General features: G+C 51.9%; 25 protein-coding genes and 1 tRNA gene. 11 read left to right on the top strand and 15 right to left on the bottom strand.

Translation table 11 applies throughout. From position 1 onward, the window contains the following. The first annotated feature begins 130 nt into the window (after positions 1-130). From CJA_RS09695 to CJA_RS09680, 4 genes are all read left to right on the top strand, one after another. Positions 131-484, top strand: a complete 354-nt coding sequence (locus CJA_RS09695; RefSeq protein ID WP_012487597.1) for a PilZ domain-containing protein — start codon at positions 131-133, stop codon at positions 482-484. An 83-nt stretch (positions 485-567) separates the two neighbouring features. After that, positions 568-804 carry a hypothetical protein gene (locus CJA_RS09690; RefSeq protein ID WP_041551425.1) on the top strand — a complete coding sequence of 79 codons (237 nt, stop codon included), beginning with the start codon at positions 568-570 and terminating at the stop codon, positions 802-804. Positions 805-820: 16 nt separating this feature from the next. Then, on the top strand, positions 821-1,612 hold the full coding sequence (locus CJA_RS09685) for a TatD family hydrolase (RefSeq protein ID WP_041551423.1): 792 nt from the start codon (positions 821-823) through the stop codon (positions 1,610-1,612). Positions 1,613-1,650: 38 nt separating this feature from the next. Then, positions 1,651-2,274 carry a dUTP diphosphatase gene (locus tag CJA_RS09680; RefSeq protein ID WP_012487594.1) on the top strand — a complete coding sequence of 208 codons (624 nt, stop codon included), beginning with the start codon at positions 1,651-1,653 and terminating at the stop codon, positions 2,272-2,274. Here the strand turns inward: CJA_RS09680 and CJA_RS09675 are convergent. Beyond that, positions 2,271-3,992 carry a putative bifunctional diguanylate cyclase/phosphodiesterase gene (locus tag CJA_RS09675; protein ID WP_238526749.1) on the bottom strand — a complete coding sequence of 574 codons (1,722 nt, stop codon included), beginning with the start codon at positions 3,990-3,992 and terminating at the stop codon, positions 2,271-2,273. The genes CJA_RS09680 and CJA_RS09675 overlap by 4 nt on opposite strands. Before the next feature lie 395 nt (positions 3,993-4,387). Between CJA_RS09675 and CJA_RS09670 the strand changes: the two genes are divergently transcribed. After that, positions 4,388-5,371 carry a malate dehydrogenase gene (locus CJA_RS09670; protein ID WP_012487592.1) on the top strand — a complete coding sequence of 328 codons (984 nt, stop codon included), beginning with the start codon at positions 4,388-4,390 and terminating at the stop codon, positions 5,369-5,371. Between the two features lie 68 nt (positions 5,372-5,439). On the opposite strand, the gene CJA_RS09665 is transcribed toward CJA_RS09670, so the two are convergent. After that, the gene (locus CJA_RS09665; RefSeq protein ID WP_012487591.1) at positions 5,440-6,369 is read right to left on the bottom strand and encodes a D-hexose-6-phosphate mutarotase; all 930 of its coding nucleotides are present in this window, start codon (positions 6,367-6,369) and stop codon (positions 5,440-5,442) included. 185 nt (positions 6,370-6,554) lie between these two features. Here CJA_RS09665 and rapA point away from each other — a divergent pair, with 185 nt between their 5' ends. Together rapA and CJA_RS09655 are read left to right on the top strand one after the other, a co-directional pair. Further along, positions 6,555-9,488, top strand: coding sequence for an RNA polymerase-associated protein RapA (gene rapA, locus CJA_RS09660; RefSeq protein WP_012487590.1), 2,934 nt, complete (start codon positions 6,555-6,557; stop codon positions 9,486-9,488). A 13-nt stretch (positions 9,489-9,501) separates the two neighbouring features. Continuing rightward, positions 9,502-9,783, top strand: a complete 282-nt coding sequence (locus CJA_RS09655) for a hypothetical protein (protein WP_012487589.1) — start codon at positions 9,502-9,504, stop codon at positions 9,781-9,783. Positions 9,784-9,858: 75 nt separating this feature from the next. Here CJA_RS09655 and CJA_RS09650 read toward each other — a convergent pair whose 3' ends face one another. After that, positions 9,859-11,664 (bottom strand): DEAD/DEAH box helicase, encoded by a 1,806-nt coding sequence (locus CJA_RS09650; protein WP_041551421.1) that lies wholly within the window; start codon positions 11,662-11,664, stop codon positions 9,859-9,861. A gap of 435 nt (positions 11,665-12,099) precedes the next feature. Then, a complete protein-coding gene (locus tag CJA_RS09645) occupies positions 12,100-12,555 on the bottom strand; it encodes a YaiI/YqxD family protein (protein WP_012487587.1) in 456 nt (151 codons plus the stop codon). Between the two features lie 88 nt (positions 12,556-12,643). Between CJA_RS09645 and CJA_RS09640 the strand changes: the two genes are divergently transcribed. After that, complete coding sequence (locus CJA_RS09640; protein ID WP_012487586.1) at positions 12,644-13,489, top strand: hypothetical protein; 846 nt, start codon at positions 12,644-12,646, stop codon at positions 13,487-13,489. Positions 13,490-13,515: 26 nt separating this feature from the next. Continuing rightward, entirely contained in the window at positions 13,516-13,935 is a 420-nt protein-coding gene (locus tag CJA_RS09635; RefSeq protein ID WP_012487585.1) for an HIT family protein, read from the top strand. A 93-nt stretch (positions 13,936-14,028) separates the two neighbouring features. Here the strand turns inward: CJA_RS09635 and CJA_RS09630 are convergent, their stop codons facing one another. The 4 genes from CJA_RS09630 to CJA_RS09615 form a co-directional block, all read right to left on the bottom strand. Continuing rightward, positions 14,029-14,640 (bottom strand): TMEM165/GDT1 family protein, encoded by a 612-nt coding sequence (locus CJA_RS09630; RefSeq protein ID WP_012487584.1) that lies wholly within the window; start codon positions 14,638-14,640, stop codon positions 14,029-14,031. A 234-nt stretch (positions 14,641-14,874) separates the two neighbouring features. After that, entirely contained in the window at positions 14,875-15,462 is a 588-nt protein-coding gene (locus CJA_RS09625; RefSeq protein ID WP_012487583.1) for a DUF3806 domain-containing protein, read from the bottom strand. 27 nt (positions 15,463-15,489) lie between these two features. After that, entirely contained in the window at positions 15,490-17,031 is a 1,542-nt protein-coding gene (locus CJA_RS09620; RefSeq protein WP_012487582.1) for an FMN-binding glutamate synthase family protein, read from the bottom strand. A 33-nt stretch (positions 17,032-17,064) separates the two neighbouring features. Continuing rightward, positions 17,065-17,676, bottom strand: coding sequence for an acyltransferase (locus CJA_RS09615; RefSeq protein ID WP_041551416.1), 612 nt, complete (start codon positions 17,674-17,676; stop codon positions 17,065-17,067). A gap of 369 nt (positions 17,677-18,045) precedes the next feature. On the opposite strand from CJA_RS09615, the gene CJA_RS09605 reads away from it, so the two are divergent. Together CJA_RS09605 and CJA_RS09600 are read left to right on the top strand one after the other, a co-directional pair. After that, complete coding sequence (locus CJA_RS09605; RefSeq protein WP_041552204.1) at positions 18,046-18,768, top strand: TIGR01621 family pseudouridine synthase; 723 nt, start codon at positions 18,046-18,048, stop codon at positions 18,766-18,768. Then, a complete protein-coding gene (locus CJA_RS09600; protein WP_041551413.1) occupies positions 18,765-20,372 on the top strand; it encodes an alpha/beta fold hydrolase in 1,608 nt (535 codons plus the stop codon). Before CJA_RS09605 ends, CJA_RS09600 begins: the two co-directional genes overlap by 4 nt. A 103-nt stretch (positions 20,373-20,475) precedes the next feature. On the opposite strand, the gene ppnP is transcribed toward CJA_RS09600, so the two are convergent. The 7 genes from ppnP to CJA_RS09565 all read right to left on the bottom strand — a co-directional run bounded on the left by ppnP (position 20,476) and on the right by CJA_RS09565 (position 26,938). Beyond that, positions 20,476-20,757 carry a pyrimidine/purine nucleoside phosphorylase gene (ppnP, locus tag CJA_RS09595; protein ID WP_012487578.1) on the bottom strand — a complete coding sequence of 94 codons (282 nt, stop codon included), beginning with the start codon at positions 20,755-20,757 and terminating at the stop codon, positions 20,476-20,478. Positions 20,758-20,974: 217 nt separating this feature from the next. Further along, a tRNA-Asn gene (locus CJA_RS09590) sits at positions 20,975-21,050 on the bottom strand. Positions 21,051-21,266: 216 nt separating this feature from the next. Further along, positions 21,267-22,331, bottom strand: coding sequence for a class I SAM-dependent methyltransferase (locus tag CJA_RS09585; RefSeq protein WP_049765434.1), 1,065 nt, complete (start codon positions 22,329-22,331; stop codon positions 21,267-21,269). Then, complete coding sequence (rsuA, locus tag CJA_RS09580; RefSeq protein WP_012487576.1) at positions 22,321-23,025, bottom strand: 16S rRNA pseudouridine(516) synthase RsuA; 705 nt, start codon at positions 23,023-23,025, stop codon at positions 22,321-22,323. The genes CJA_RS09585 and rsuA overlap by 11 nt, the downstream gene beginning before the upstream one ends. Beyond that, positions 23,022-23,786, bottom strand: coding sequence for a tRNA pseudouridine(65) synthase TruC (gene truC / locus CJA_RS09575; protein ID WP_012487575.1), 765 nt, complete (start codon positions 23,784-23,786; stop codon positions 23,022-23,024). The genes rsuA and truC overlap by 4 nt, the downstream gene beginning before the upstream one ends. Positions 23,787-23,820: 34 nt before the next feature. Next, entirely contained in the window at positions 23,821-24,663 is an 843-nt protein-coding gene (gene folD / locus CJA_RS09570; protein ID WP_012487574.1) for a bifunctional methylenetetrahydrofolate dehydrogenase/methenyltetrahydrofolate cyclohydrolase FolD, read from the bottom strand. Between the two features lie 169 nt (positions 24,664-24,832). After that, on the bottom strand, positions 24,833-26,938 hold the full coding sequence (locus CJA_RS09565) for a TonB-dependent receptor family protein (RefSeq protein ID WP_012487573.1): 2,106 nt from the start codon (positions 26,936-26,938) through the stop codon (positions 24,833-24,835). Between the last annotated feature and the right edge of the window lie 20 nt (positions 26,939-26,958).

Raw genomic sequence — 26,958 nt, 5'->3', positions numbered from 1 at the left:
CGATGCCTTTCACAGGATTGAGGCCTGGCTGGGCTGGCGTCTGGACACTGCTGGTCTAATCTATTAGTGTCTGCGCCTCGGTTTACCTTCGCAGTGATTCTTTTTCGAATTTCATGACACAGGACTTCCCATGCAAGCAATTGGCGGTGGCGCCCGTAACGGTATCCTTTCGCTCACCATCAAGGATAAGGCTGTGCTCTACGCCGCCTATATGCCGTTTGTGACCAACGGCGGGCTTTTTATCCCCACCAGCAAAAACTATAAGCTGGGCGATGAAGTGTTCATGCTGTTGAGCCTGATGGACGAACCGGAGAAAATCCCGGTAGCGGGTAAGGTCGTATGGGTTACTCCAAAGGGAGCCCAAGGCAATCGCGCGGCCGGCATCGGCGTACAATTTAGCGATCAGGACAACATTGCTGTGAGCAAGATTGAGAATTACCTGGCAGGCATGCTCAATTCTGACAAGCCGACACATACCATGTAATAATTCACACCCTTGCGATATTGCTGCAAAGCCAGGTTATACCTGGCTTTGTTATTTGTGGGGAGTCTTCCAAAGGAGTTGTTATGAAGCTATCACCCGACGTTAAGGCATTGATCCACGCCAACCAGAAAATCCATGCGGTCAAACTCTTGCACGAGCAGCAGGGCATTAGTTTGAAAGATGCCAGGGAGCAGGTGGATGCTTATGCAGCGTCAATCGTGGACTCACACCCTAAGGCCGGGCCAGTCAGTCTGGGGCCTATGCTCCTGTTTTTGGCCTTGGCAGGGTTGGCGTTTTACTGGTTATTAAACAAGTCCTGAAGAGTTGTTAACACAGATGATTGTTGATTCCCATTGTCACCTCGATCGATTGAACCTGGCCGCCTACGACGGCAACCTGGATGAAGCTGTGGCCGCTGCCCATGCACGGGGTATCCAGCAGATGCTGTGTATTGGTATCAGTCTGGAAAATATCCCTACAGTTATCGATATTGCCCGACGCTATCCCGGGGTTGTCGCCTCTGTGGGTGTACATCCCTGTGATGTCAAAGAGGGGACTGCCAGTGTTGAGCAACTAAAAACCTGGGCGGCACAACCCAAGGTGGTTGCCCTGGGGGAGACCGGGCTGGATTATCACTACGAAACCGAAAGCAAGGCATTGCAACACGAGAGCTTTGCCATGCATTTGCACGTTGGTAAAGAAGTTGGCTTGCCGATTGTTGTCCATACCCGCGAGGCGAGGGCAGATACCCTGGCGCTGATTCGCGAACACGGCAGCCTGGAACACAGCGGCGTCCTGCATTGCTTTACCGAGGATTGGGCAATGGCCAGGGCGGCGCTGGATTTGAATTACTACATTTCTATCTCCGGCATAGTGACCTTTAAAAATGCCGAGCAGATTCGCGAGGTAGTACAGCAGATGCCACTGGATCGCTTGTTGGTGGAGACCGATTCCCCCTATTTGGCGCCAGTGCCCTATCGCGGCAAACCCAACGAGCCCAAGTATGTGCGTGAAGTCGCACAGTTTATTGCCGATTTGCGCGGTATGCCACTGGAACAGCTGGCAGAGATCACCACCACCAATTTCTATCGTCTGTTTACCCGGGCCGAACAGTATTTACCTCATTAACTTTCATTATTCTTAACTTTTAGTAGCGGGAATATCACATGTCTGCACAGGCTCAACAAATTCGTATCATGCTCGAATTACAGGATGGCATGAACACCAGGGTGAACGCCGATTGGCACCAGCAAGGTTATGAATGGTATCGCGCTATTTGGGTAGAGTGTGCCGAGTTGATGGATCACTATGGTTGGAAGTGGTGGAAAAAACAGTCGCCGGATACGGATCAGGTAGCCCTGGAATTGATTGATATCTGGCACTTTGGCTTAAGTATTCTCTTACAGTCTGGTGCATCACTGGATGAGATTATTGCGCGCATTGAACGCGAGTTGGTGATACGAACCGACGAGCAAGACTTTCGCCTGGATTTGGAGCAGTTTGCAGCAGCGACGTTGGCCGATAAACAATTTCATATAGGCCTGTTCGCCCGTCTGATGGCAGGGGTTTCCCTGAGTTTTGACCAGCTTTATCGCGGTTATGTCGGTAAAAATGTATTGAATTTTTTCCGCCAGGATCATGGCTATAAAGACGGTACCTATCGCAAGCATTGGCAGGACGGTCGCGAAGACAACGAACATTTAGTGGATGCCGTTAAATTGTTGGACGCCAGCCGGGCAGATTTTAAGGATGCGCTCTACCTGGAGTTGAAACAACGTTATATCAATTAATGGGTGAATTGTTTTTCCGGTGGGGAGCAAACCATCGCCTCTACCATGTGCGCTAGCATAAATCGGGTAAATTCCTCCGGGCTGACCGGTTTACTGAAATAGTATCCCTGGGTCTGGTCGCAGGCACTGTCGCGCAGGAAATTTTCCTGCTCCTGTGTTTCGACGCCTTCGGCAATCACGGTCAGGCTCAGGGTCTTGCCCATGGCAATAATGGCTTCGGTGATGGCCCGGTCTTCACGGTTAGCCGGGATGTCACGGATAAACGAGCTATCCACTTTCAGCGTATCTATCGGGAAGCGCTTGATGTGCGCAAGGGATGAATAACCCACACCAAAATCATCAATCGCCAATCTGACGCCTAGTGCTTTGATGCCCGTTAGGATGCGGATGGCGCGTTCAGCGTCCTGCATAATCATGCCCTCGGTTATTTCCATTTCCAAAAGCTCAGGGGCCAGGCCTGATTCACGCAGTGCGTTGGCGATGTCATTAATCAGGTTATCATCAAAAAATTGGCGTGCTGATAAGTTCACTGCGATACAAATGGGGGGTAATCCCTGCTGTTGCCAGATAACTCCCTGGGTACAGGCCGCCCTTAATACCCAGCGCCCCAGATGGACAATCAAGCCGGTTTCCTCAGCCAGCGGAATAAAGTGTGCCGGGGAAATGGTGCCCAGCTCGGGATGTTGCCAGCGCACCAGGGCTTCGACACCTGCGATCTTGCCCGTCTTGAGGTTGCGCTTTGCCTGGTAGTGCAGGAAAAACTCATGGCGCTCCAGTGCTTTGCGCAGATTGTTTTCAAGCATCAAGCGCTCCAGTGAGCGAACCTTGAGGTCAGGTGAGTAAAACTGGTAGTTGTTTTTACCTTCTTCTTTGGCCCTGTACATAGCGATGTCTGCATTTTTCATCAGGGCTTGCTCATCCTCGGCATCCTCAGGGTAAAGGCAAATACCAATGCTGGCGGTAACCCGGCACTCCTGTCCGTGAACATCCAAAGGCTGTATAGCGGCACTGAGGATTTTCTGGGCGACCCTGGCAGCCTGGTCGTGGCTTTCCAGTTCCGGTAACAGGATGACAAATTCATCACCCCCCAGGCGCCCCACAATATCACTGGTGCGCAAGCAGGTGCGGAAGCGATTGGCCATGGTAATTAACAACTGGTCGCCAGCATCGTGCCCCAGGGTGTCGTTGATATTTTTGAAACGATCAAGGTCAATAAACAAGACCGCTAATTGGCGTTGGTGGCGACGCGCCGACTCAATTGCAACCGCCAGCAGCTTGCTGAACATAAAACGGTTGGGCAGGGCAGTCAGGCTATCGTGCGTTGCCAGATATTGGATTTGCTCTTCCGATTGCTTGCGTTCAGTAATGTCGCGCCCTATACCCACCAGGCCTATGGTCTTACCTGTGTCGTTAAAAACCGGGAATTTACTGGTTAGCAACCAACGGATACGACCGCTTTGTCGGTCGACAACAGGTTCTTCGCGATTGATCAGTGGTTGGCCAGATTGGATAACAGTTTGGTCATCCTGATAGTAATTTTGTGCGTTGTCGGGCGTATTGAAATCAAAATCGGTTTTGCCGAGAACATCTTGCAGGTCCTGCGCTCCCATCACTGCCATAAGGGTTTTGTTGAGGAAAATAAAGCGTCCCCGGGTGTCTTTGGCATAGATAAGGTCGGGTGAGTTATCGGCAAGTGCCGCCAGCAAAAAGGCTTCCATCGACATTGGCTGACCCAAATTATTATGGTTTATGAAGGTTAGGGCCCAGGGGTGGTGGGCTGACAACCAGTATAGGTCAGATTTGGCAATGGACCGCGATACTGGTGTACTTGTATTTAGGTGTCGGGCCTATATCGCTGGCAGCGGCCAAAAGTTTTCAAGAGGGTGTAATTTCCCGATAAATCTCTATAATGCTTGCCCGCCCAAGGCACAAAATGCCGGCCATACGGCTCTTCTACACCGCTGAGAGACATTTTTCATCCTGAATGCCTGGTCAGTTTGTGTTTGCGAATCAATCAGATAGAACAATGTTTTAATGCTGAACCTGATTGGCAAGTGATAATCGAGAGCTGTCTGCCCTTGTTCAGTCCCATACACCTAAATGGAGTCACACTGTGAAAGCACCTGTAAGAGTTACCGTCACTGGCGCCGCTGGTCAAATCAGCTATTCGCTTCTGTTCCGTATCGCTGCTGGCGATATGTTGGGCAAAGATCAACCAGTAATCCTGCAATTACTGGAAATCACCCCGGCCCTCAAAGCGCTGCAAGGCGTGGCTATGGAGCTGGACGACTGTGCTTTCCCGCTGCTGGCCGGCATTGTTACTACTGACGATCCGTCAGTTGCCTTCAAAGATTCTGATTACGCATTGCTGGTGGGCGCGCGTCCACGCGGCCCGGGCATGGAGCGTAAAGACCTGCTGGCTGCTAACGCCGCCATCTTCTCTGTACAGGGTAAGGCCATCAATGATCATGCGTCCAAAAACATTAAAGTGCTGGTAGTCGGTAACCCTGCCAACACCAATGCCCTGATTGCCCAGCGCAATGCCCCGGACATCAGCCCACGCCAGTTCACTGCCATGACCCGCCTGGATCACAACCGTGCACTGTCACAACTGGCTACCAAAACCGGTACCAGCATCAACAACATCACTAAGGCGCTGATTTGGGGTAATCACTCCTCTACCCAGTATCCTGACCTGCACAACACCCTGGTAGATGGCAAGCCAGCACTGAGCCTGGTGGACCAAGCCTGGTACGAAAGTGACTACATCCCCACCGTACAACAACGCGGTGCTGCCATTATCGCTGCACGCGGTGCTTCTTCAGCCGCATCTGCCGCTAACGCTGCAATCAACCACATCCGCGATTGGGCCCTGGGTACTCCAGCAAACGATTGGGTGAGCATGGGTGTTTACAGCGATGGTTCTTACGGCATTGAAAAAGGCCTGATTTATTCTTTCCCTTGTGTATGCAAAAACGGCGACTGGGAAATTGTGCAAGGCCTGGATATCAACGAATTTTCGCGCGCAAAAATGACTGCAACTGAAAAAGAATTGCAGGAAGAGCGCGATGCAGTGAAAGAGTTGTTGCCAGCGTAATTTTCCTGGCATTAAAAAACAAAGCCGCTGCTCTCGCGAACAGCGGCTTTGTTTTTTTACAGGTTGGGTTAAACCTGTTTGAACTCCATCCACGCGCTTTTGCTGCTGCCGGCAGGCAGGTGCCATTGCTCATCCAATACCGCGCCGCGCTCCACGCAGATATAAAACTGTTCCTGTCCTGCGCCAATGTCCGCAATGTTTGCCGCCGCTTCATCGCCTGGGTTCCAGGTAATGACGCTGGGGCAATTATGCTGGGTGATTGCAATCGACGGGGAACCGATAATCTTGAGTGAGTTGTCGATGCCTGGGAAGACCCTGTCTACCGGCTCCTGAAAGCGGACATCGCCAGCTTGTAGCTTTTCGGCATAGCCTTCCAGGTTGTCCTTATAGGTTCGGCCGCCCAGTCCCTCCACACGAACTTCGGCAAGCTGGTGTACGGGGTAGTAGTTGTGCATAGCCCAACTGCAATCGAAATCTTCGTCATCGGTATTATTAATGGTGAGTTCCAATTTTGCACTCTGGCCTAAGGTCATGCGCAGTTCGGCAGAGAAATCATAGGCAAACAACAAATGCCCCTCACTGACAAACAGGAACTCCAGTTCCACACTGCCATCCGCCAGCATGCGGGCGTCGGCCAGTTGCCAGAAATTGTTACGCGCGAAACCATGCTTGGGTTTGTTGGGATCTTCGCGATTAACGCCAAACCAGGGCAGGCACAGGGGAACGCCACCGCGCAGCGCTGCGCCGGGGCTAAAGTCGCAGTTGGGGCTGACCCATAACAGGGGATCGCCCTCAGTGGTTTTGTATTCGAGCAGATGGGCTCCCTGGAGTGAGATAACGGCAGAGCAGAGCGGGGTTTCAACACAGATCAGGGGTAAGCCACTACCGGGGGCCTGGGGATAGACATCATTGCTGGTGCGCAACTGGAGAAAATCGCATTTGGCGATGAGGTTATCGAGTTGCTGGATGGCTTGCGGATCGAGGCTGTTGATATGCATGTGGTCTCTCTGTGTTTATTGCCCAAGTCCCCGGATTCTATAGAAATCTGTCCTTATCAGCAGCCAAAATTTTTGGAATTACCCCGTTAAAACAGTATGATGCGCACCCTTTGAGCGGTATCTCTCCTGTGTCCTGTGATACAGGCGGTGATCAGGCTACCCATTAGATAGAAGCAGGTATTTGAGTGAGCAAGGTGCAGTTTGTAATAGGTCAACGTTGGATCAGCGAAGCAGAAGTGGATTTGGGGCTGGGGATTGTATTGGATGTCGCCAACCGTCGCCTGACCCTGAGCTTTCCTGCCGCCGGTGAGCGTCGCACTTATGCCCTGGACAATGCGCCGGTGAGTCGGGTGAAGTATGAGGTTGGTGAGACAGTGCGCCACCAGGACGGTACGCGCATCAAAATCACCAAAATCGTGGAGCAGGCAGGCTGCCTGATGTACGTTGGTCTGACCAAAGACCAGGAAGAGTTTGCGATTCCCGAGTTTGAACTGGATAGTTTTGTGCAGTTCAGCACCCCACGCGAGCGTCTCTTTGCTGGCCAAATTGATAAACATGAACATTTTTTCCTGCGCTACCAGACCTTGCATTATCAACACCAGCATCGCCATTCCCCTTATTTTGGCCTTGCCGGCCCGCGCGTCCAGTTGTTGCCGCACCAGTTGTATATCGCCGGTGAGGTCGCCCAGCGCCATGCTCCCCGTGTGTTATTGGCCGATGAGGTGGGGCTGGGGAAAACCATTGAAGCGGGTTTGGTGTTGCACCAGCAATTGCTGAGCGGTCGTATCAAGCGCGCCCTGATTGTGGTGCCCGCCAGCTTGCAGCACCAATGGCTGGTCGAAATGCTGCGCCGCTTCAACCTGTCGTTTACCCTGTTGGATGAAGCGCGCTGCAATGCACTGGTTGGCTTGGATAGCCAGGAAGAGTCTGTCGATTATGTCGATGACTTTGAGGATGATACCGAGCACCGGGCAAACAGTGAAAATCCTTTTGAGTCTGCCCAGCTAGTGCTTTGTTCACTGGATTTCCTGACGGACAATCCTGTTCGCTACCAGCAAGCCGTCGCTGCCGGCTGGGATTTACTACTGGTGGATGAAGCCCATCACCTGCAATGGAGCCCTGGCCATGTCAGTGCGGCCTATGCCTGTATCGAAGGCTTGGCGCGTGTTGCCAGGGGATTGTTGCTGCTGACGGCAACACCCGAGCAATTAGGGTTGGAAAGCCATTTCGCGCGCCTGCGCCTGCTGGACCCGGATCGTTACTACGATCTCGACGCGTTCAAGGCGGAGCAGCAATCCTATAAGCCATTGAATGATCTGGTACAGGACCTTCTGCAAGCGCGGGATGCCGATGCCGGGACATTGAGTGATAGCCAGGTTGGCGCCCTGAAGGGGTATCTGCCGGTGGGCACCCTGGTACAGTTGAAACAGCAGATCGCCAGCGATTCCTTTGCCTCTGCCGTGGATACGGCGATTACCTGCCTGCTGGACCGCCACGGTACCGGCCGGGTGCTGTTCCGCAATACCCGCAACTCGGTTAGCGGTTTTCCCGGGCGCCAGTTGCATGGCTACGCGCTGGATCTGGGGGATGATGAACAGGCCTTTGTCGATCAGCCGCTGGTGGCGCAAATCCGTGCGGAAACCTTCTGGCACAGCAAAACCCAGGCTGACTGGTGGTTACAAGACGGGCGTGTCACCTGGTTGGCAGATTGGTTAAAGCAGAATAAACGCAAGAAGGTACTGGTGATTTGCGCCAGTGCGGATACGGCGCAAACTCTCGAAGAATACCTGCGTTTGCGTAAGGGAATCCTCACCAGTGTCTTCCATGAACACATGAGCCTGATTGAACGCGATCGATCCGCTGCGTATTTTGCGGATCTGGAAGAGGGCGCCCAGGTGTTGATCTGTTCAGAAATCGGCAGTGAAGGGCGCAACTTCCAGTTTGCGCAGGATTTGGTGTTGTTCGATTTGCCGATTAACCCGGATTTATTGGAACAGCGTATTGGTCGCCTCGACCGTATCGGCCAGACGGGAACCGTCAATATCCATGTTCCCTTCTTTAGGGGGACTGCCCAGGCCAGATTGCTCGATTGGTATCACCAGGGGTTGAATGCGTTTGAAAAAACCTGTGCTATTGGCCAGGCGGTCTATAGTCGTTTTGCCGATGAATTACTGCCCGCGCTGGTGGGACAGGAGCCGCAGGTATTTGAGGCGCTTTTGTCGACGACGCGGGCACATGCGCAGGCGCTGCTGGAACAATTACAGCAGGGGCGCGATCGTTTGCTGGAGCTGAATTCATGCAAGCCACAGCAGGCGCAGCAATTGGTTGATGCCCTGGCCGATAATGACCAGCATCCTGCACTGGCCAATTACATGGAATCGGTATTTGACTGCTTCGGCATTGATATGGATCGCCATTCGGAGCACAGCCTGGTATTGCACCCGAGCGACCATATGCGTATTGAGCAATTTCCCGGTTTGCCGGAGTCGGGCCTCACCATTACCTATCAGCGCCAGCAAGCGCTATCGCGTGAAGATATGCAATTCCTCACCTGGGAGCACCCGCTGGTGCGCGGCGCCCAGGATCTGATTGTGTTGAGTGAATTCGGCAATACCGCCTTTTGTACCCTTAAGTTGCCACCGTTGAAACCCGGTAATTTGCTGGTTGAGGCTTTGTTTGTGTTGCATTGTCCGGCGCCGGCCGAGTTGCAACTTTCGCGTTTTATCCCACAATCAGTCATACGGGTGTTGTTGGACGATAAGGGTAAGGACCTTTCCGCTGTGCTGAACGTGGCGCAACTGTCCAGGCTGGTACAAAAGGTGCCGCGCAATAATGCGCAGGAGTTGGTGCGCCATGCGCGTCCGCAATTGACAGAGATCATCCATAAAGCAGAGCAGGTGACACAGGCTAATCAGGCAGGCTTAATCGAAAATGCCAAGGCAGCAGTGGCAACACACCTGAATACGGAAATAGATCGCCTGAAAGCACTGGCGGAAGTCAACCCGAATGTTCGCCAGGAAGAAATCCAGTATTTGCAGGAGCGGTTGGCGGCCAGCCAGCACTTCCTGGGGTTGGCCAAGGTGCGCCTGGACTCATTACGCGTTGTAATGACTATTTAACGGGGAAACAGTTATGTATATTTTTTCTGCCAACGGTCGTGCCAAAAAAGCGTTTGATGATATTAAGGAAGGGCAGATGGTTCCCTTTATTGTGTACATCAATTTCGTCGACCTTTTCGGTGCCGAGCATTTGTGTAAATTGTTTTTGATGCGCGCCGGTTTTACTGAGATCGATATTGAAAAGCGCAAGCTGGTGCCCAGTGGTTTATTGGCTGATCCTCGTGTCATTGCCGCTGACAAAGCCATGGCGGAGGCGGTTAAAAACGGCTACTGGATCCAGATGTTTGATGAATAGTGATTTTTCGGGTACCTATAATGACAAACGCCGCGCAATTGCGCGGCGTTTTTTTGCAGGTCTTGGCGTTAGGGATTAATCAAACTTGCGTGAGCGAGGGCCGGGTTTGCCACTGCCTGAGTTATCTCTGTCCTTAAAGCGAGGCTTGTCACGACCGCCAAAATCGCGCTCCTTAAAGCGCGGCTTATCGCTATTATCGCGATAACCTCCACGTGAGCCGCCCTGATCAAGGCTGATTTCCAGCGGGCGATTGCGTACACGCACTTTTTTCAAGTGTTGCAGCACTTCCTTCGGCATGCCCGCAGGCAAATCAACGGTAGAGAATTCATCGAACAGTTTGATATGGCCGATAAAGCGGCTTTCGATACCGGCTTCGTTGGCAATTGCACCTACAATGTCACCGGGGCGCGCGTCGTGATTGCGGCCCACTTCAATCCGGTAGCGCTCCATATTTTCATCGGAGCGGTCGCGGCGCGGACGGTCTTCACGGCTGCCGCGACGTTCATCGCGCTCACCGCGTTCACGGCGCTCGCTGCGGTCATTACGCTCGGGTTTTACGTCGGTAAATTTGACTTGCAGCGGACGCTCTTTTTGTACCAGGTAGGCCAATGCCGATGCAATTTGCTCGGGTGATACATCGTTGGTGCGTCCGTATTCGGCCAACAAATCATTAAAGAAGCTGAGGTCGGACTGTTCAGTCAGCACATCGGTAATTTGTTGGGTGAATTGATCGATACGGTGCTTGGTTACGGTCGCGCCACTGGGCAACTCCATCAGTGTGATGGGTTTGCGTGTTGCTTTTTCGATGGTATAAAGCAGGCGTTTTTCGCGCGGTGCCACAAACAGAATTGCCTTACCGCTACGGCCTGCACGACCGGTGCGGCCAATACGGTGTACATAAGCTTCACTGTCGTAGGGAATATCGTAATTCACTACATGGCTGACGCGTTCCACGTCGATGCCGCGTGCCGCCACATCGGTAGCAATAACAATATCGAGTTTGCTGGTTTTTAAACGCTCAATCGTGCGCTCGCGCAACTGTTGGTTCATGTCGCCGTTGAGTGGTGCTGCAGAGTAACCACGTGCTTCCAATTTTTCGGCGAGCTCAACAGTGGCAGTTTTTGTGCGCACAAAAATAATCATGCCATCGAAAGGTTCCACCTCGAGGATACGTGTCAGGGCATCCAGTTTATTGGTGCCGCTCACCATCCAGTACACCTGCTCGATGTTGTCACCGGTTTGCTGGGTGCTGGCAATCTTGATTTCTTTGGCATCGCGCAGGTAATTGTCGGCAACCTTGCGAATTTCACGCGGCATGGTGGCAGAAAAGAGGGCTGTCTGGCGAGTTTCCGGGGTGTGTTCCAGAATCCATTCGACATCATCGATAAAACCCATGCGCAGCATTTCATCGGCCTCATCAAGCACCAGGCTCTTGAGGTTGTTCAGGTTGAGGCTGCCGCGGCGCAGGTGATCCATAACACGGCCTGGCGTACCGACCACCACGTGTACACCGCGCTTGAGTTGGCGTAATTGGCTGGTCATATCCTGGCCACCATAAATGGGCAGGACGTGGAAACCGGGCATGTCGGCAGCGTATTTCTGGAAGGCTTCAGCGACCTGGATCGCCAATTCACGCGTTGGCGCCAGCACCAGAATCTGCGGTTCGTTTTGGCTCAAGTCCAGTTTGGACAGTAGCGGCAAGGCAAAAGCGGCGGTTTTTCCGGTGCCGGTTTGCGCCATACCCAGAATATCGCCACCGTCCAGCAGGATGGGGATGGCAGCTGCCTGGATCGGTGAGGGGACCTCATAACCCACAGCCTGAATGGCTTTTAATACAGGGGCAGAAAGGGCTAAGTCAGCAAATAAAATAGGTTCAGACATGTATTGACCTGTGTGTGTCTTGATAACAGCTATAAAAACCCTAGTCACAATCCTGGCAGGTGCAAGCACCAACCCTGTTGTGAATGATGGTTTTTATGGATTGTTGTGAATGTACCCGGGCCGTCATGGCACCAGATACTGCAAAAGGGAGAGCAATCTTGGCTACACCACATGCAATCGGCGAGTTCCTCTCGCATACAAACGATCGCGTACTTTGGGGCAGGCCGTGTCGATGCAACTGATCCGAAAAGCGGATGAGCGATGAAATGCAGTGAAAACGAACCTTCGAAAACATTAAACCGTCGGGAAGGATAAACGGGCAGCCCTCAGACATCCTGTCTGTTCAGCATGACCCCAAGGCGAGATTTTCACGATCCGGAGCGGGGGTTACTGAAAAGTGCGCGAAGTATAGGGTTTTAGGTGCCTTTAAGCCAGTTAAATTTTGCGCTGTCGTGCAATCCAGCGATCCAGGGCGTTGGCAAAAGACTGGCGATCCTGCTGGCTGAATGGCGGGGGACCATCTTGCATGACTACCCCACTGGAGCGCATGGTTTCCATGAAGTCGCGCATATTCAGGCGTGCGCCTATGCTGTCTTTGGTGTATTCCTGGCCGCGTGGGTTGATAACCGCAGCGCCTTTAGCGATGGCGTCTGCAGCCAGAGGGATATCCGCAGTAATAACCAGGTCGCCTGCAACCAGTGAGGCAACAATATGGTTGTCGGCGACATCAAAGCCACTGCTGACTTGCAGGCTTTTAATAAACGGGGAGGCGGGTACTGCAATATACTGGTTGGCTACCAGGGTGAGCAGAATCTGCCGCTGGTGTGCGGCGCGAAACAGGATTTCCTTGACAGGTTTGGGGCAGGCGTCGGCATCAACCCAGATAGGCATAGGTAATTCAACTCATCGGTCATAAAAACAAAGTAGCGGTAAAAACACCGCTAGAATGGCACAGTATTGCCGTGTACAGGGGAGCACTATGGCAGAAAAACATATTTCTACAACCGCTTTGGCGCGCCTTTTGGGTAAGGAGAGCAAGGAGCTGTTCGTCTTGTTGACGAGCGGTGGCTGGATTGTAAAAGTGGATGGTCACTGGCAACTGACAGAAAAAGGCAGGTTTGAGGGCGGGATTTATGTTAATCATCCCAAGTACGGTGAATACATTGCCTGGCCGGAATCCATCCAGCAACATCCCTTATTAAAGTTATTGCCGGAGGCGCCGCTGAGCGCAACCAACTTATCCCACAAGTGGGATATTCCTGCGCGGCTGGTGAATCTATTACTGGCGGATAAGGGATTGATTAAGAAACATGTGCGCGGCTGGCTATTAACCGGGTCGGGTAAAGCGATAGGCGGACAACAGCAGGAGGCTGAGCAATCGGCTATTCCTTACGTAACCTGGCCAGAAACCATTCTGGATGATCCAGAGCTATTGGCAGCATTACAATCCTTGCGCGGTGAGCCACAGGCGAACAGCGATTCAACGTTTGATGGGCACGGCGTTAATAATCCTGTTCAGCGCTGTGTCGATAATTGGTTGTATTTGGCACGTATTGTCCATGCTCGCGATTACCCGCTGGTGTGGGGCAGGGAGTCGGCAGTCGCCGATTTTTATGTGCCGGATGCCAACCTCTGCATTGAGTGCTGGGCTGATGAGCTTGAGCAGCGCAGTGATCGGGCTGCGGTGATTGGTGCTGAACTGGAAAAGTACAATCTCTACAAAAAGCACAACGTGGATTACATTGAGTTTCGCGATGAATCCATACACCAGATTGATGACATTCTTGCGCGCGAGCTAATGCGGCGCGGATTGGCGATTTATTAATAATCCAGATAATGAGGCATAGTGTTATGGCAAGTGTGTTCACCCTGATTATGGAAGGCAAGATTCCCGGTAATTTTGTGTGGAAAGATGATAAAGCGGTCGCGATCCTAACCATCCAGCCTATCCGCCAGGGGCATGTGTTGGTCATTCCCCGCGAGGAAATTGATCAATGGAGCGATTTGCCCGTAGCATTGGCAGAGCATGTGATGCAGGTCAGCCATAAAATTGCCAATGGATTAAAAGTGGCCTATCCCGCTACGCGGGTTGGGTTGATGATTGCTGGATTGGAAGTGCCGCATACCCATGTTCACCTGGTTCCAATGGACTCCATGAATGACCTGAGTTTTGCATTTGCAAAAAATGCAGATGCAGCAGTGTTAAAACAAACTGCTGAAAAAATACGCAGTGTTTTGCAACAACAAGGACATGCTGAGGCCAGTATTTAACTCTATCCTTTATAAAGGCGCTACCAATAGAAAACGGGCAAATAATGTGTCGGGTTTTATAGTGGAGCGCCTTTTATATCGGGTATTAATCGGTTAGGTCATTTGCACCAGCGTTAATACCGCCAGCAGCAGGAAGAGCACAAACGCCGCTTTGCGTGCAATGTTCAGTGGCAGGCGATCCATGATCCACTTGCCGGCAAAGATCACCGGAATATTAGCGATCAACATGCCCAGGGTAGTGCCTGTGATAACAGCAATCGTCATCCAGAAATCAGCACTGTATTTCGCGGCAAGAATAACAGTGGCGATTTGGGTTTTGTCACCGATTTCGGCGAGGAAAAACAACACCAGGGTTGCTACAAAGGGGCCATAGTTGGCAAATCGCCCAAGGTCATCGTCCTCTTTATCGGGAACCAGCAGCCAGAGTGCAATGGCTACAAAACTACCGCTAATAATCCAGGGCACCCAGTGTGGAGGAATGACATCTACCAACCATGCACCCAACCAAGCCGATAGGGCGTGGTTAACAAGGGTGGCCACTAACACTCCCAGGCTAATAAGGTAGGGACGGCCGTAGCGGGCAGCCAGGAATAGGGCTAACAGCTGGGTTTTATCACCAATCTCCGCGATGGCAACGGCGAGGGTTGAACTGAATAATGCTTCCATGGACGTATCCAGGCGGGATTGATGAACGAGTAGAGACACACTTGCCGTCCCGCCAGAGGCAGCAAGGGTATCTCAGGTCTCATCAATCCAGAGTGGCGGGTGTTAGAAAACCCGACTGAGGACGCTTTTGCCATGCCGATTGAGCGACAAGTTTGTTGACAAAAGCGCTTGGTGAAAATGATATAAATTACCATTTATCGTCAAGCAGATTACTCCCCCGAGAGAGTGGGAGGCATTATAGGTATCTGCTCCGGCTAACTCAAGTCCGATGTATTATTGGCGAGGCAGGCGATGTAAAACTTCGCCATCGGTGTAAGGTATTTTGGGGAGGTATTCTTTCATCAAATCTATGGCGTCCACATAGATTTTTTTGACATCTGGCTTACTGCCAACCTCCATGCGACGGGAGAGCATAGTGACCGGAAAAAAGCATTGTTGCGTGCCTTTGGCACAAAGTGCCCGACTGCGCCCCACGTTATCACGATACACTTTCCACTCCAGGGTTTGCGGGAAATCAGCCAGGAAAACCTGGCCGAGGGCAACCCCCATGGCTTGTTGGGTTGCATAGTCTTCTCGCTTTACCAGATCGCGATCAATGATGCGTTGCAAGGTGTCCAGATCACTCATGTCTGTGCGCAGTGATGTACCGAGTTTCAGCTGTGCCAACTCATTAATTTTGGCAACCTCCTGACTGATTTTATTTTTGTCCATCCAGCCAATGTCTTCGATAGTGACGGCGGGATCTTTTTTCTCAAACGTGGTATTTGTGTTTCCTCCGAAAGTGGTTTGCGCAACAGAATTCAGTGTGGTTAATGACAATACAGCGATAAGTAACGCAGGAATTTTTGCAATAAACGTCATGACGACTTCCTCGGATCAAATACGGGTTCAACTGGTGTGAAGTGTGGAATTGGGTTGCGAATCGCTCTCGCGAAAAATCAGGGCTTGTGGTTGTATTTCCGGTAATGGTACGGAGAAACCATCGGGCATTACGAGGTGTACATGTTCCGGGCGCAGCATGCGTGGTTCAGCAAGGCCACAAGAATGAGCAATCATGGCAACACTTTTGGTCATGTTGTGCTGGTATGACGCCACACGTTCCGCTTTATCAGCTGGATTTAAGCCCTTTTGCAGCTTGGTATTGTGCGTCGTAATGCCTGTGGGGCAGGTATTTTTATGGCACTGCAAGGCCTGGATGCAACCTAGTGCAAACATAAAACCACGCGCACTGTTAACAAAGTCTGCCCCTGTGGCTAGCGCCCAGGCAACCATGGATGGGGTGATTAACTTTCCTGCGACAATCAGTTTGATGCGCTCTTTTAAACCGGTTTCCCTTAACAGGCTAACCAGCCAGGGCAGGCTTTCCTTGATAGGCAAGCCGACATGATCAATTAAGGGTTGTGGAGCTGCACCTGTACCGCCATCGGCTGAGTCCAGGGTAATAAAGTCAGGTGCTGATTCTATACCTCGTTGACGAATTTCATCGACCAGGTCAACGAGCCAGCGTTTGTCACCCATCACGGCTTTAAAACCCACGGGCTTGCCGGTGATGTGGCGAATACGTTCAACCATATTGAGCAGGTCTTGCACAGAGCGGATATCGCGGTGTCCATTAGGGCTGATAGAAGCTTCACCTGGGTGTATGCCGCGGATTTCCGCAACTTCTGCACTGACTTTTTCGGCGGGTAATATGCCGCCTTTACCAGGTTTGGCGCCTTGGCTGAGTTTGATTTCAAACATTTTAATCTGTTCCAGTGCACCCAGGGCAAACAGGCGCTCATCGTTAAGATTGCCCTGTAAATCGCGCACACCGTATTTGGCTGTACCTATTTGAAATACCAGGTCACAGCCACCTTCCAGATGGTAAGGGGACAAGCCGCCTTCGCCTGTATTTAACCAACAGCCGGCTTTGGCTGCACCGCGTGACAGTGCCAGGACAGCCGGTTTGGAAATGGCGCCATAGCTCATCGCGGAAATATTAAAAATGGACTGGGTGGTATAGGGCTTGGTGCAAAAAGGACCAATAGTGACAGGCGCAGGAGCCAGGGCATCTTCTTCCTGGATAGGAAAGGCAGAGTTGAGGAAAATCAGCGTGCCCGGTTGCTGGAGGTTGAGTGTTGAGCCAAAGCCGACATTGCTATCGACATTTTTGGCGGCGCGATAAACCCAGGAGCGATCGGCGCGATTGAACGGCATTTCCTCGCGGTCCTGTGCAAAAAAATACTGGCGAAAGAATTCACCCAAATGTTCAAAAAAATAACGGAAACGACCGATAATGGGATAATTTTTGCGAATGGTTTGTGTAGTTTGGGTAACATCCGCGATGTACATATAAACCAGTGACAATACCAACAGGCCAACGGCAAAAATAAAAATGACTTCCAGCCAGGTAAGTATGGCCAGGGCCAAATGATCGTTATTCATAAGCATAAATACCTATCCTGAAATGACTCCATAAGGGGATTACCTGCGCTGCCCGATCAGGTGTGCCGGATTGCCTGCCACCTTGGTATAGGGCGCTATATCTCTGGTAACCTGGCTGCCCATACCAATGATAGCGCCATCTCCAATGGTTACCCCATCCACTATGCCTGTTTTGGCACCAATCCAGACATCCTCACCGATGTAAATGCCTCTGGAGGTTACAGGTTGATCCTGAATGGGGTGATCTGCTGCCATGCCATGGTTAAAGGCATAGGCACAACTATAGGCAGCAATACGGGTATTCCGGCCAATATGGATACCGCGGCGTCCGCCATCCAGTGTGACATGGTGATTGATAGATACCCCGGCTCCCAGGGTAATAGGGCCATGGATCACACAATCCGCGGCAATATAGCTGTTATCTCCGACAATAATGGGGCGACCGGGTTCGGCAAAAAGGCGTGCCTCCGGGGCAATAAAGCAATTTTGGCCCAGTTGCACTGTCTCAACGCTGCATAAGTAGGATTGCCAGTGTTGCTGCCATTCCTCTGCCCAGGCTCTGTGCTCGGGTTTGAGTGTGGCATAAAGCCAGGGCATGTAGCTGAGGCGCAGCTTGTGTTGTTGGCGGTAGTGTTCGAGGTCTGGAGGCATGGGGGCACGGCAGGTCAATCGGAATAGCGGCGATTATAGCAGTGCCCTATGGTTTTTTATCGGGGCCTGGATAGTTACACTAGCTGCCCCAGGGCAAGGGATGATAATGAAGATGTGTGGAGGAATGGTGTCCGCGGCTGTTTATGGATTGGTTGTTCGCTTGGCCTTTCAACCCTTGCCAGTGACGCAGCAAGTTTGAGGGCACAAATCGTAACATGGAGCACTGACATAAGTGCTCATAGGGATAACCCGTCACACGTACAGCCGGTTGCGGACACCTTGGTTTTGATTATAGCCAGTCACCGGGTAGCTTCCAGCATTGGCTTAGTCTTTTCCGTCACCAGCCTATTTTTTTTAGATGTATTTTTTATGTCGGATGTATTTTTCCAGTTAGTGGACGAGCAGGAAGATTTCCTGCTGGTTTATAAAAAGCCGGGTGTGAGTTTCCACAGCGAGCAAGGTGAGCCGGGCTTGTTTGAAATCATCCGGCAGCGGGGTGGTTATGCACAGCTTTACCCGGTGCATCGCCTGGATAAGGTGACGTCCGGGTTGTTGGTATTTGCCAAAACAGCCGAGGCGAATCATCAGCTTTGCGCGCAATTTGAGCAGCGCCTGACGCAAAAATATTATCTTGCTATAAGCGCGGGTAAACCTATTAAAAAACAAGGGCTCATTAAAGGCGATATGTATCCTGCCCGGCGCGGTGCCTGGATGTTGGGCAGAACCCTGGAGAACCCTGCCATCACACAATTTTTCAGCCAGGGATTGGGAAATGGGCAGCGGTTGTATGTATTAAAACCCCATACCGGTAAAACGCATCAGCTGCGTGTTGCATTGAAAAGTATTGGGGCTCCCATTGTAGGTGATTCGCTGTACGGTGATCGCCATGCCGGCATAGATCGTGTTTATCTGCATGCTTTTTCTTTGGCATTTACTCTAAACGGTGTCGCGTATCGATATTCCGAATTACCGCGGGAGGGGAATATATTTAATGAAGATAGTGTAAAGCAGGCCATGTGTGCTTATAGCAACCCCTGGCATTTGGCCTGGCCGGTATTATCGGGTGTTGGGGGAATGGCAGACTCTGTATGAAGCGAGTGGTGCGCTATAGTGTTGGCATGGTTCTGTGCGTAGTATCTGCGGTAGTAACCTGGTACTTTGTTTTGCATGGGGCCACCCGGCCTGCTGTTGATACCTATCAATTCCTGCGTACATCCTGTTGGTTCCAGGCTGACTGGAAAGCAGATATTCGCTGCGGTGAATTGCATACGCCCAAGGCGACCGGTGGATTTATATTGCCTGTTGTGATTATTCGCAATCAGGGGGTTGAGTCGCATCCTGACCCTGTCGTGTACTTGACAGGTGGGCCGGGTGCCAGTGCCCGTTTACATACCGAGGGGATTCGCGAATGGCTGGCCTGGATGACCTATGCCAATCTGGGACGCGATTTAATTTTAATGGATCCGCGAGGTACAGGTCGAAGCACTCCTGTCGTCGCCTGTCCTGCCTTTAATCGATTCAACCAACGCTTGTTGCAATTGCATTTGCCACTCGACCAGGAGCTGGAGCAGCAATATCGCATTACCCGGCACTGCTTTGAACAACTGGCCGCTGAGCCGACCTTGTTGGATGCGGGGGATTTTGGCTCTCGCCATAGCGCAAGTGACCTGCGTGCGTTGATGTCGTACCTGGGTTATTCGGAATGGAATTTATTGGGCGTGTCCTACGGTACCCGCCTTGCGCTTGAGGTGGCACGACAGGAGGCGGAAAATTTCACACCTGCCAATATCTCATCCGCAGCCATACCTGTGGATTCCCGTCATGCTCCGCGCCTGCGCTCGTTGATATTGGATTCTGTGTATCCTGCCGGATACGGCGGTGTACAAACCTGGCCACAAGTATTGGATACAGCGTTCCAGCGATTTTTTCAGGAGTGTATCAAGTATGAGTCTTGTTCAGGGCCGCTAATGGAGAGTTCGCCCGATGCTTTATCCCGGCGCTTTATGGCGGTATTGGATGCACTGAAACACAAGCCTCAAACACTGACTTTGCGCCGTTGGGATGGTGAGGCGCCGCTTGAGTTTATGGTAAATGACCACCGATTTTTATCAGCCAGTTTTGCAGCAATTTATCAGCCGGTTGCCTGGCCCCGCGTTACTCGTGCAATGGTTGCGGTAGAACAATTAGTCGGTGTTGGACCCGACATCAATCACTTGTCACCCGGTGAGGCGCGCAGCAACCTGGAAGCATTGCTTGAGCCGTTTATGAATAACAGTTTTTCAAACGATTTTAATAGCCTGACATTTATGGCCGTGGATTGTGCCGATAATCCATTACAGGATGGTCAGTTGTATCAAGCGTCGGTAGAGGAACATCCATTGTTGGCGGCATATATGCGCGATCAATGGCGTTATCAAGCCTGCCATTTTCTCTCTTCCGATAATCAGGGGCTCGAATTGTTTGAACCCCAGGTGCCGACATTGCTCTTGAGTGGCGCACTTGATCCTATTACACCAGCTGCTTGGGCGCATGACCTGAAAAAGCGCTGGCCGAATGTGCAATGGGTATTGCGCACTGATGTGGCACATTCTGTCCTGGTTGAAGAGCCTTGTGTGCTGGCGGATCTGGCGCAGTTTCTGAATAACTTGCAGGCAAGTTTTGAGCCTTGTCAGGCTGTTGATGTGGTACAGCACTAGCTGTTGTTTGGTCGCTGTTCTAAACGATTGGTAGATAAGCGGGTAATAAAAAAGCCACCCTGAGCGGTGGCCTTTTTATGGATGGGACAGAAACTTAATATTGTTATTCGTAGCAGCAGAGGTAAGAGCTTTCGACATCAGCTGTTACGTTGAAGCGTTGGTTGGCCTCTACAATAAAAGTTTGTCCTTGCGTAAAGGTCTCTGCCTTATCGCTACCCGGTAATACGACGGTAAGGCTACCGCTAACCACGGTCATATATTCTTTTTGGCTGGTGCCGAATTCGTAACTGCCTTTTGCCATCACGCCTACAGTGGCGGGAAGGGTTTCGGTCTGGAAGGCGATAGATTTGACGGCGCCATCAAAATATTCATTCACTTTAAACATGATCTATACCTTGGTTGTTCAATAGGGATGGCAATCTGTGGCGGGTTATTGGGCGGGTATGGCACGTCCGTTGAGTGTTTGTGTTTTTTCCGCTTTCCGCACACAAAAAATTGTCGGGAGAAATTTTTGACCTCGCATAGCGATAGCCTGTGTGGGTATGCCATGGACGACCGGCCGGCCACAAAAAAGGCCGCATAAATGCGGCCTTTCGTTTGTTTGGCTCCGCCTGCTGGGCTCGAACCAGCGACCCAATGATTAACAGTCATTTGCTCTACCGACTGAGCTAAGGCGGATCAGTGACTTCCTCTGTGGAAGTGGTGCGCATGATATAGATGACCTTTGGGTCGGTCAACACCTTTTTTATAAAAAAATCAGGGGTATAGCGCAAATGGTACAGAAAAACCACAGGTTGTGTTTTCGTTGCTCAGTGCGCAAAAAAATTGTGATCAGGATAGCTGTTAACGCTTGTTTTATAAGCAAAAAAGGCGTTGCCAGGAGCCGCGCGATCATCAATTCGATAAAACAACCAGCTTAAAGCTGCCGTTATCGGCTAGCAGCTTGATGGTGCGAAAGACACCGGCGGCCTTTTTCTCCAATGGGATAAATTGATTGACGACAAACAGTGCAAGGCCTCCCCGTTTCAGGAGGCGCTGTGCGGTGGCGATAAACTTACCCGTCAATTCCCCTTCAACATTAAATCCTTGATGGAATGGGGGGTTGCAGAGGATCAGGTCCAACGGTTCGCGCAGGTGGGCGGCGCAGTCGTCGCCAACCACCTGCGCATTGAGCTGGTGATAATCGACATTGGCCTGGGCGCTCAAGAGGGCCGCAGCATTATTGTCGGTGAGTAACCATTGTTGGATGCTGGCACATTCGGGGAGTTTGCTGGCATTCAGCGTCAGATATCCATAGCCGCAACCCAGGTCCAGACAAGTGGTTGGAGCAAGTTGTTCTGAGCGGAGCAGGGCGGGTAGGTGTTCAAGCAGGAATCGACTGCCCTGGTCTGCTTTATTCCAACCGAATTGCCCGGGCTTGCTGAGCAGTGGCACGGCACTTTCAGGGTTGATAACCCGGAGGGTGGAATAATCGCTATCGTCCAGGAGGCGGCCTTGGGTAACGTTTCCCTGTTTCGTTAGTATCGCGCTATAGGCCAGCCCTTGCTTCTGTGTTTGCCTGGCGCACCCCAGTAAATCGGCGGCTTTCTCGGCAAAGGTTTTTATTCCCTCATTTTTTTGCCCGGATAAATACAGCTTTCCACCAATTTTCAGGCAGCGCCAGGCTTGGTTAAGCAGGTGGTGTACCAGGGGTTTTTCTTTTGAAATGCGATAGAAAACAGCATCGAGGCTGGCAGCGGCCTGCTGGCGGAGATCAAAATCATGGAATGCGCTGTGCCAGCCTGCCTGACCCATGGCATCTGCCAGGTCCCAGCGGTTACTCACGACATGGATATGGCTGGTGGGCGCCAGGCTGCGCCATTCTTCCGTGGTATTTTCATCGACACACCACAGGCTATTACTGCCGGGCTCATGTTGCAGTTGTTGCAAAAGCCACAGGAAGGCGGGGTCACTCATCATGGATACCAAGTATTTCGGCCGGGGTTAACGGGCGCCAGTGGGCGGGAGTGAGTTGATTATCCAGGGTGATGCTGCCAATACGGGTGCGGTGCAGGGCGATCACTTTATTGCCTGTGGCGGCAAACATGCGTTTGACCTGGTGGTATTTCCCTTCGTGAATATCCAGCCAGGCGTTGTAGTCGTCGATTAGCTCCAAATGGGCAGGGCGTGTTTTGTGTTTTTCCCCGTGGAGTTGAATGCCGTCAGTGAAATAATGGGCAGTATCCGCCGCAATAGGTTCTGCTGTGGTAACCCGGTAGCGCTTGCTGCACTCCCTCCGCGGCGATGTAATACGATGATTCCATTGGCCATCGTCGGTCAGGAGTACCAGGCCTGTTGTATCCAGATCCAGGCGTCCGGCAATTTGCAGCGTTTGTTTGCGTGGCAGGTCAATCAGGTCCAGTACGGTTGGGTGTTCTGAATCGGTATTGGCACAAACATAGCCCTGGGGTTTATGCAGCATGAGGTAACGCAGTGATAAGGGCTCGATAAGCTCGCCATCCACCCGGACAGATTCCGTGCCGTTGAGCTTTTGTGCGCCTTGGGATACCGGCTTGTCATCAATATGGACTCGACCGGCTTTGATCAACCGCTGGATTTGCGAGCGCGTAAAATCGCTATTGTTGCTAATAAAAGCGTCGAGGCGTTGGCTCATTCGATTCGGTCCTGGTTTCCGGGAGCCCAGTGGTGCGGGATATATTTTTCCCAGCCAAAGCGCTGTAACAGCTGGTAAAAATCTTGTTCCAGGGGCGCCGTGAGCTGTATGGATTCCTGGGTCTGTGGGTGCGTGAAGCACAGTTCGGTTGCCGCCAGCAGAAGCCGGTGGCAATCCAGCTGCTGCTGGAACAGCCGGTTATGCCGGCCTTTACCGTGTTTTGCATCGCCAATAATCGGGTGGTTAATGTGCTTGAGATGGCGGCGAATCTGATGTTTGCGTCCAGTCAGTGGGTGACAGCGCACCAGCGAATAGCGACTGCTGGGATATTTATCAACACAATAGGGCAGCTCTACAGACGCAAGGTGTTTGTAGTGGGTTATTGCAGGTTGGGAGGATTTGTCAGTGCGCATATCGGCGCAGGCATCTATTTCTTCGCGCAATGGATGGTCAATCACACCTTCCCCCTCGCACAAACCGCGCACCACTGCCACATAGGTTTTGCGCACCTGGTGCTGTTCAAATTGCTGCCCCAGCTGGCGGGCAATGTCCGGTGTCAAGGCAAAGAGCAGGGCGCCGGATGTGGGTTTGTCGAGGCGGTGAACAGGATAGACACGACGGCCGATCTGATCGCGCACCAACTGCAAGGCAAAGCGGGTTTCGTGGCGATCAATCGGGCTGCGGTGAACCAGCAGCCCGGTTGGCTTGTTAACTGCCAGCAAATGCTCATCCTGATACAGGATAGTCAGTGTCTCGGCCATGGTATGAGCTGCGGCAGTCAGTATGGCTGGTGCGTTAGCGGATCTTCTTCTCGCCGGAGTCCACGCTCTGGTAGATCAGGGTATTGATCGTCATTGGGCCAACGCCGCCGGGAACCGGGGTGTACGCCGCTGCGCGCTCAACCAGCGGGCCTAATTCTATGTCGCCTACACCACCGGGGTGGTAGCCGGCATCAACCACAACAGCGCCGTCCTTAATCCACTCAGCTTTAATGAATTCCGGTTTGCCAACGGCGCCCACAATAATATCGGCCTGTTTGATGAGGTCGGGCAGGTTGCGTGTACGTGAATGGCAGATGGTTACCGTAGCATTGGCGTTTAGCAGCATCATGGCCATAGGCTTGCCGAGGATTGGGCTGCGGCCCACGACAACAGCATGTTTGCCGGCGATCTCGATATTGTAGGCTTCCAGCAAGCGCATAATGCCTTTGGGGGTTGCGCAGCCATAGGCTTCCTCTCCCATCGCCATGCGGCCAAAACCCAGGCAGGTAACCCCATCGACATCTTTTTCCGGGGCAATGGCATCGAAGCAGAGGCGCTCATCAATTTGATGGGGTACCGGGTGTTGCAGGAGGATACCGTGAACGTTGGGATTGTCGTTAAGCTCCTGGATTTTGGCCAAAAGCTCTTCAGTAGTGGTGCTGGAGGGGAGTTCCACCTTGATGGATTCCATGCCGATGCGGGTACAGGCATTGCCCTTCATCTTTACATAGGTTGCGGAAGCAGGGTCATCGCCCACCAAAATGGTAGCCAGTATCGGAGTTTGGCCGTTGCGTGCTTTGAGCGCTGTTACGCGTTGTGAGAGTTCCTGTTCGGTTTTTGCAGCAAGTGCCTTGCCGTCCAATACCAGTGCAGACATGGATTGAGTTCCTGTGATGAGGTCAAAAAGGGCGGGTTAAAAAATTGCGCGTATTTTCCCATAAGCAGGCAGCAATCGCCAAGGCGTAGATTGGATATGGCAGAGGTTAAAAAACAATCCCGCGTCAAGCGCGGGATTGTCGGTATTCAAGTGCGGTTTGTATAGGCACTTAGAACTTATAGCGGATTCCCACATCCAGGCTGCGCTCCGGCCCAACATAAATGCCTTGCCGTAAACTGGCGATGTAATTCTCATCAGTCAGGTTTTTGGCACTGCCGCTTAGCGTTAACTGGCTGTTAACCTCATAGGTCAGGCTCAGGTCCAGCAGGGTATAGGCGTCAATTTGACCGGTGAAGAACCCGGACGTGTTTTCGGCAATGGCGATGGTATTAGCCACATCGGTGTACTGCTTACCGGTGTGGTGCAGGCTGAGCGACGTGCGCAATTTGTTGTAGTTATACTCCAGGCTCAGATTGGCTACCCATTCAGGGGTGTAGGTAATACGGTTACCATCGGGGGTAGTGACGTTGCCGTTGGCATCGAGGCGGTCACCGACAAATTCTGCATCGGGAATATAGGTAGCGTTGGTCTTGAGGCTAAAACCGCCACCCAACGCCAGGCCAAATGCTGCCTCAACGCCCTGGTGCAGAGTTTCGCCGCCATTGGTTCTCTGGAACTGACTGTTGGAGTTCGCGGGAATAATCTGGTTATCAAATTCCATGCGGAAAAACGTCAATTCATAACTAACACCACTACCGCTGCTGCGCACCCCGGCTTCCAGGTTAACGGAGCGTTCGGCATCCAGTTGTTGATCCTGTAATCCATCCAGTGCATCACCATTCAGCGCGGGAGAGAATGCCTTGTAAACGCTGGCAAACAGCTGTGGGCCGGAAGCTATCTGGTAGGTAAAGCCTACACCTGGCATATATTCTGTGTTGGAACTGCTGGCCTCATTACCGGTGGCTGCGCTTACACGTTTGTCCTTGCGCTTCTGTTCGTAGCGCTCTGCACGCAGACCGGCGGTAACGGCAAATTGCTCGCTGATCACAAAACGGTTTTGTGCATAAAACGCCAGGCTGTCTGCCGAATCTATGCGATCGGTGTTGAGCGTTCCTGTGCGTGGAGTAGCGCGCGTGGCAGCAACGTTCTGGTCATTCATTTCCTCGTTCATCAGGCGCACACCGAATTCCGTTTCGTTTTCGATCCCGAAGAGCTGGTGTTTTAATTTGAGCCTGCTATCGACACCAAAACGCTCAAAGCTGCGGTTGTTGCCATTCAGGTTGTCTGTATATACCCAGCGCCCCTGGGCGACAGACTGCGTACTATTAACCGCATAGCGCCAATAGTCGCGGTAGGTTTCACTGCCGTATACCAGCGTATTGAGCTTAATATCTTCACTGATATCCCATTCGTGGTTTAGATCCAGCGAGCGGCGACCGCTGAGGAAATAGTCGTCAGGTGCCGGGTTGTAACGTTGTTTGTCTTTGTAATCCTGCAAAAAGTAACCGCGATAGGAAATATTGGCTTCGCTATCGTAATCGCTGTATTTCAGGCTTAGCCATTGATTTTCGCCCAGTGCCATACCGGTTTTGATCATGATATCGGTCATGTCATAACCCTTGTCCAAAAAGCCGTCACTGCTGACATGGGTTATAAAGGCACCGAACCTGGCTTCCTGTGAGGGGGTACTACCACCTACCTCCAGGGTTCCTTCGCGGGTGTACCAGGAGCCACCACGCAAGGAAAGCTCGACTCCGTCTTTGGGTTGTTTGGTGATGTAATTGATGACCCCGCCAATGGTGCTCGGGCCATAACGTAGAGAAGACGCGCCCTTAAGGACCTCAATGCCTTCCATGCGTTGTATCCTCGGGTTGTAGTAACGACCATTACCTACGAATAAACCCGGTGCTACGGGTACTCCGTCTTCAAGAATCAGGGTTTTATAGTCAGCAGAGCTCAGGCCGCGAATACCAATATTGGCCACAATGGCACTTTCTTCTTCAGCTTTAATGGCAACACCGGGAACCGCACGAAGAGCTTCTTCGGTTGAGCGGGGTTGGGTTAGCTCCAATTCTTCCTGGGTAACTATGGCTACTGCGCCTGGCTGGCGCTCGGCATCACCTTCCTCCAGTCCTACCACATCTATTTTGGGCAGGCTTTTTAAGGCGGTATCGGCAGAAGCGCCTGTGCTGACCAACAGCAGGCTGCCGCAACTAAGGGATATGGCAAGTGCCAATCTTTTGATCTGTAAAGTCTCACGATGGGATGGGTACATAGAGGGCTCCTTGTATTAAT

It is taken from the genome of Cellvibrio japonicus Ueda107 (assembly GCF_000019225.1).
Lineage (GTDB): Bacteria > Pseudomonadota > Gammaproteobacteria > Pseudomonadales > Cellvibrionaceae > Cellvibrio > Cellvibrio japonicus.
The sequence above is the reverse complement of the archived record's forward strand: the minus strand, read 5'-3'. Positions and strand labels throughout refer to the sequence as shown.

Bases quoted from the DNA above. Each gene is read 5' to 3' on its own strand.
- CJA_RS09675 (WP_238526749.1), bottom strand. From the start codon at position 3,992: ATGGAAGCCTTTTTGCTGGCGGCACTTGCCGATAACTCACCCGACCTT.
- CJA_RS09690 (WP_041551425.1), top strand. From the start codon at position 568: ATGAAGCTATCACCCGACGTTAAGGCATTGATCCACGCCAACCAGAAA.
- CJA_RS09685 (WP_041551423.1), top strand. From the start codon at position 821: ATGATTGTTGATTCCCATTGTCACCTCGATCGATTGAACCTGGCCGCC.
- CJA_RS09565 (WP_012487573.1), bottom strand. From the start codon at position 26,938: ATGTACCCATCCCATCGTGAGACTTTACAGATCAAAAGATTGGCACTT.
- CJA_RS09600 (WP_041551413.1), top strand. From the start codon at position 18,765: ATGAAGCGAGTGGTGCGCTATAGTGTTGGCATGGTTCTGTGCGTAGTA.
- CJA_RS09640 (WP_012487586.1), top strand. From the start codon at position 12,644: ATGGCAGAAAAACATATTTCTACAACCGCTTTGGCGCGCCTTTTGGGT.
- CJA_RS09665 (WP_012487591.1), bottom strand. From the start codon at position 6,369: ATGCATATCAACAGCCTCGATCCGCAAGCCATCCAGCAACTCGATAAC.
- CJA_RS09655 (WP_012487589.1), top strand. From the start codon at position 9,502: ATGTATATTTTTTCTGCCAACGGTCGTGCCAAAAAAGCGTTTGATGAT.
- CJA_RS09645 (WP_012487587.1), bottom strand. From the start codon at position 12,555: ATGCCTATCTGGGTTGATGCCGACGCCTGCCCCAAACCTGTCAAGGAA.
- CJA_RS09695 (WP_012487597.1), top strand. From the start codon at position 131: ATGCAAGCAATTGGCGGTGGCGCCCGTAACGGTATCCTTTCGCTCACC.
- CJA_RS09620 (WP_012487582.1), bottom strand. From the start codon at position 17,031: ATGCTTATGAATAACGATCATTTGGCCCTGGCCATACTTACCTGGCTG.
- CJA_RS09625 (WP_012487583.1), bottom strand. From the start codon at position 15,462: ATGACGTTTATTGCAAAAATTCCTGCGTTACTTATCGCTGTATTGTCA.
- rsuA (WP_012487576.1), bottom strand. From the start codon at position 23,025: ATGAGCCAACGCCTCGACGCTTTTATTAGCAACAATAGCGATTTTACG.
- ppnP (WP_012487578.1), bottom strand. From the start codon at position 20,757: ATGTTTAAAGTGAATGAATATTTTGATGGCGCCGTCAAATCTATCGCC.
- CJA_RS09635 (WP_012487585.1), top strand. From the start codon at position 13,516: ATGGCAAGTGTGTTCACCCTGATTATGGAAGGCAAGATTCCCGGTAAT.
- CJA_RS09615 (WP_041551416.1), bottom strand. From the start codon at position 17,676: ATGCCTCCAGACCTCGAACACTACCGCCAACAACACAAGCTGCGCCTC.
- CJA_RS09605 (WP_041552204.1), top strand. From the start codon at position 18,046: ATGTCGGATGTATTTTTCCAGTTAGTGGACGAGCAGGAAGATTTCCTG.
- CJA_RS09650 (WP_041551421.1), bottom strand. From the start codon at position 11,664: ATGTCTGAACCTATTTTATTTGCTGACTTAGCCCTTTCTGCCCCTGTA.
- CJA_RS09680 (WP_012487594.1), top strand. From the start codon at position 1,651: ATGTCTGCACAGGCTCAACAAATTCGTATCATGCTCGAATTACAGGAT.
- CJA_RS09585 (WP_049765434.1), bottom strand. From the start codon at position 22,331: ATGATGAGTGACCCCGCCTTCCTGTGGCTTTTGCAACAACTGCAACAT.
- truC (WP_012487575.1), bottom strand. From the start codon at position 23,786: ATGGCCGAGACACTGACTATCCTGTATCAGGATGAGCATTTGCTGGCA.
- folD (WP_012487574.1), bottom strand. From the start codon at position 24,663: ATGTCTGCACTGGTATTGGACGGCAAGGCACTTGCTGCAAAAACCGAA.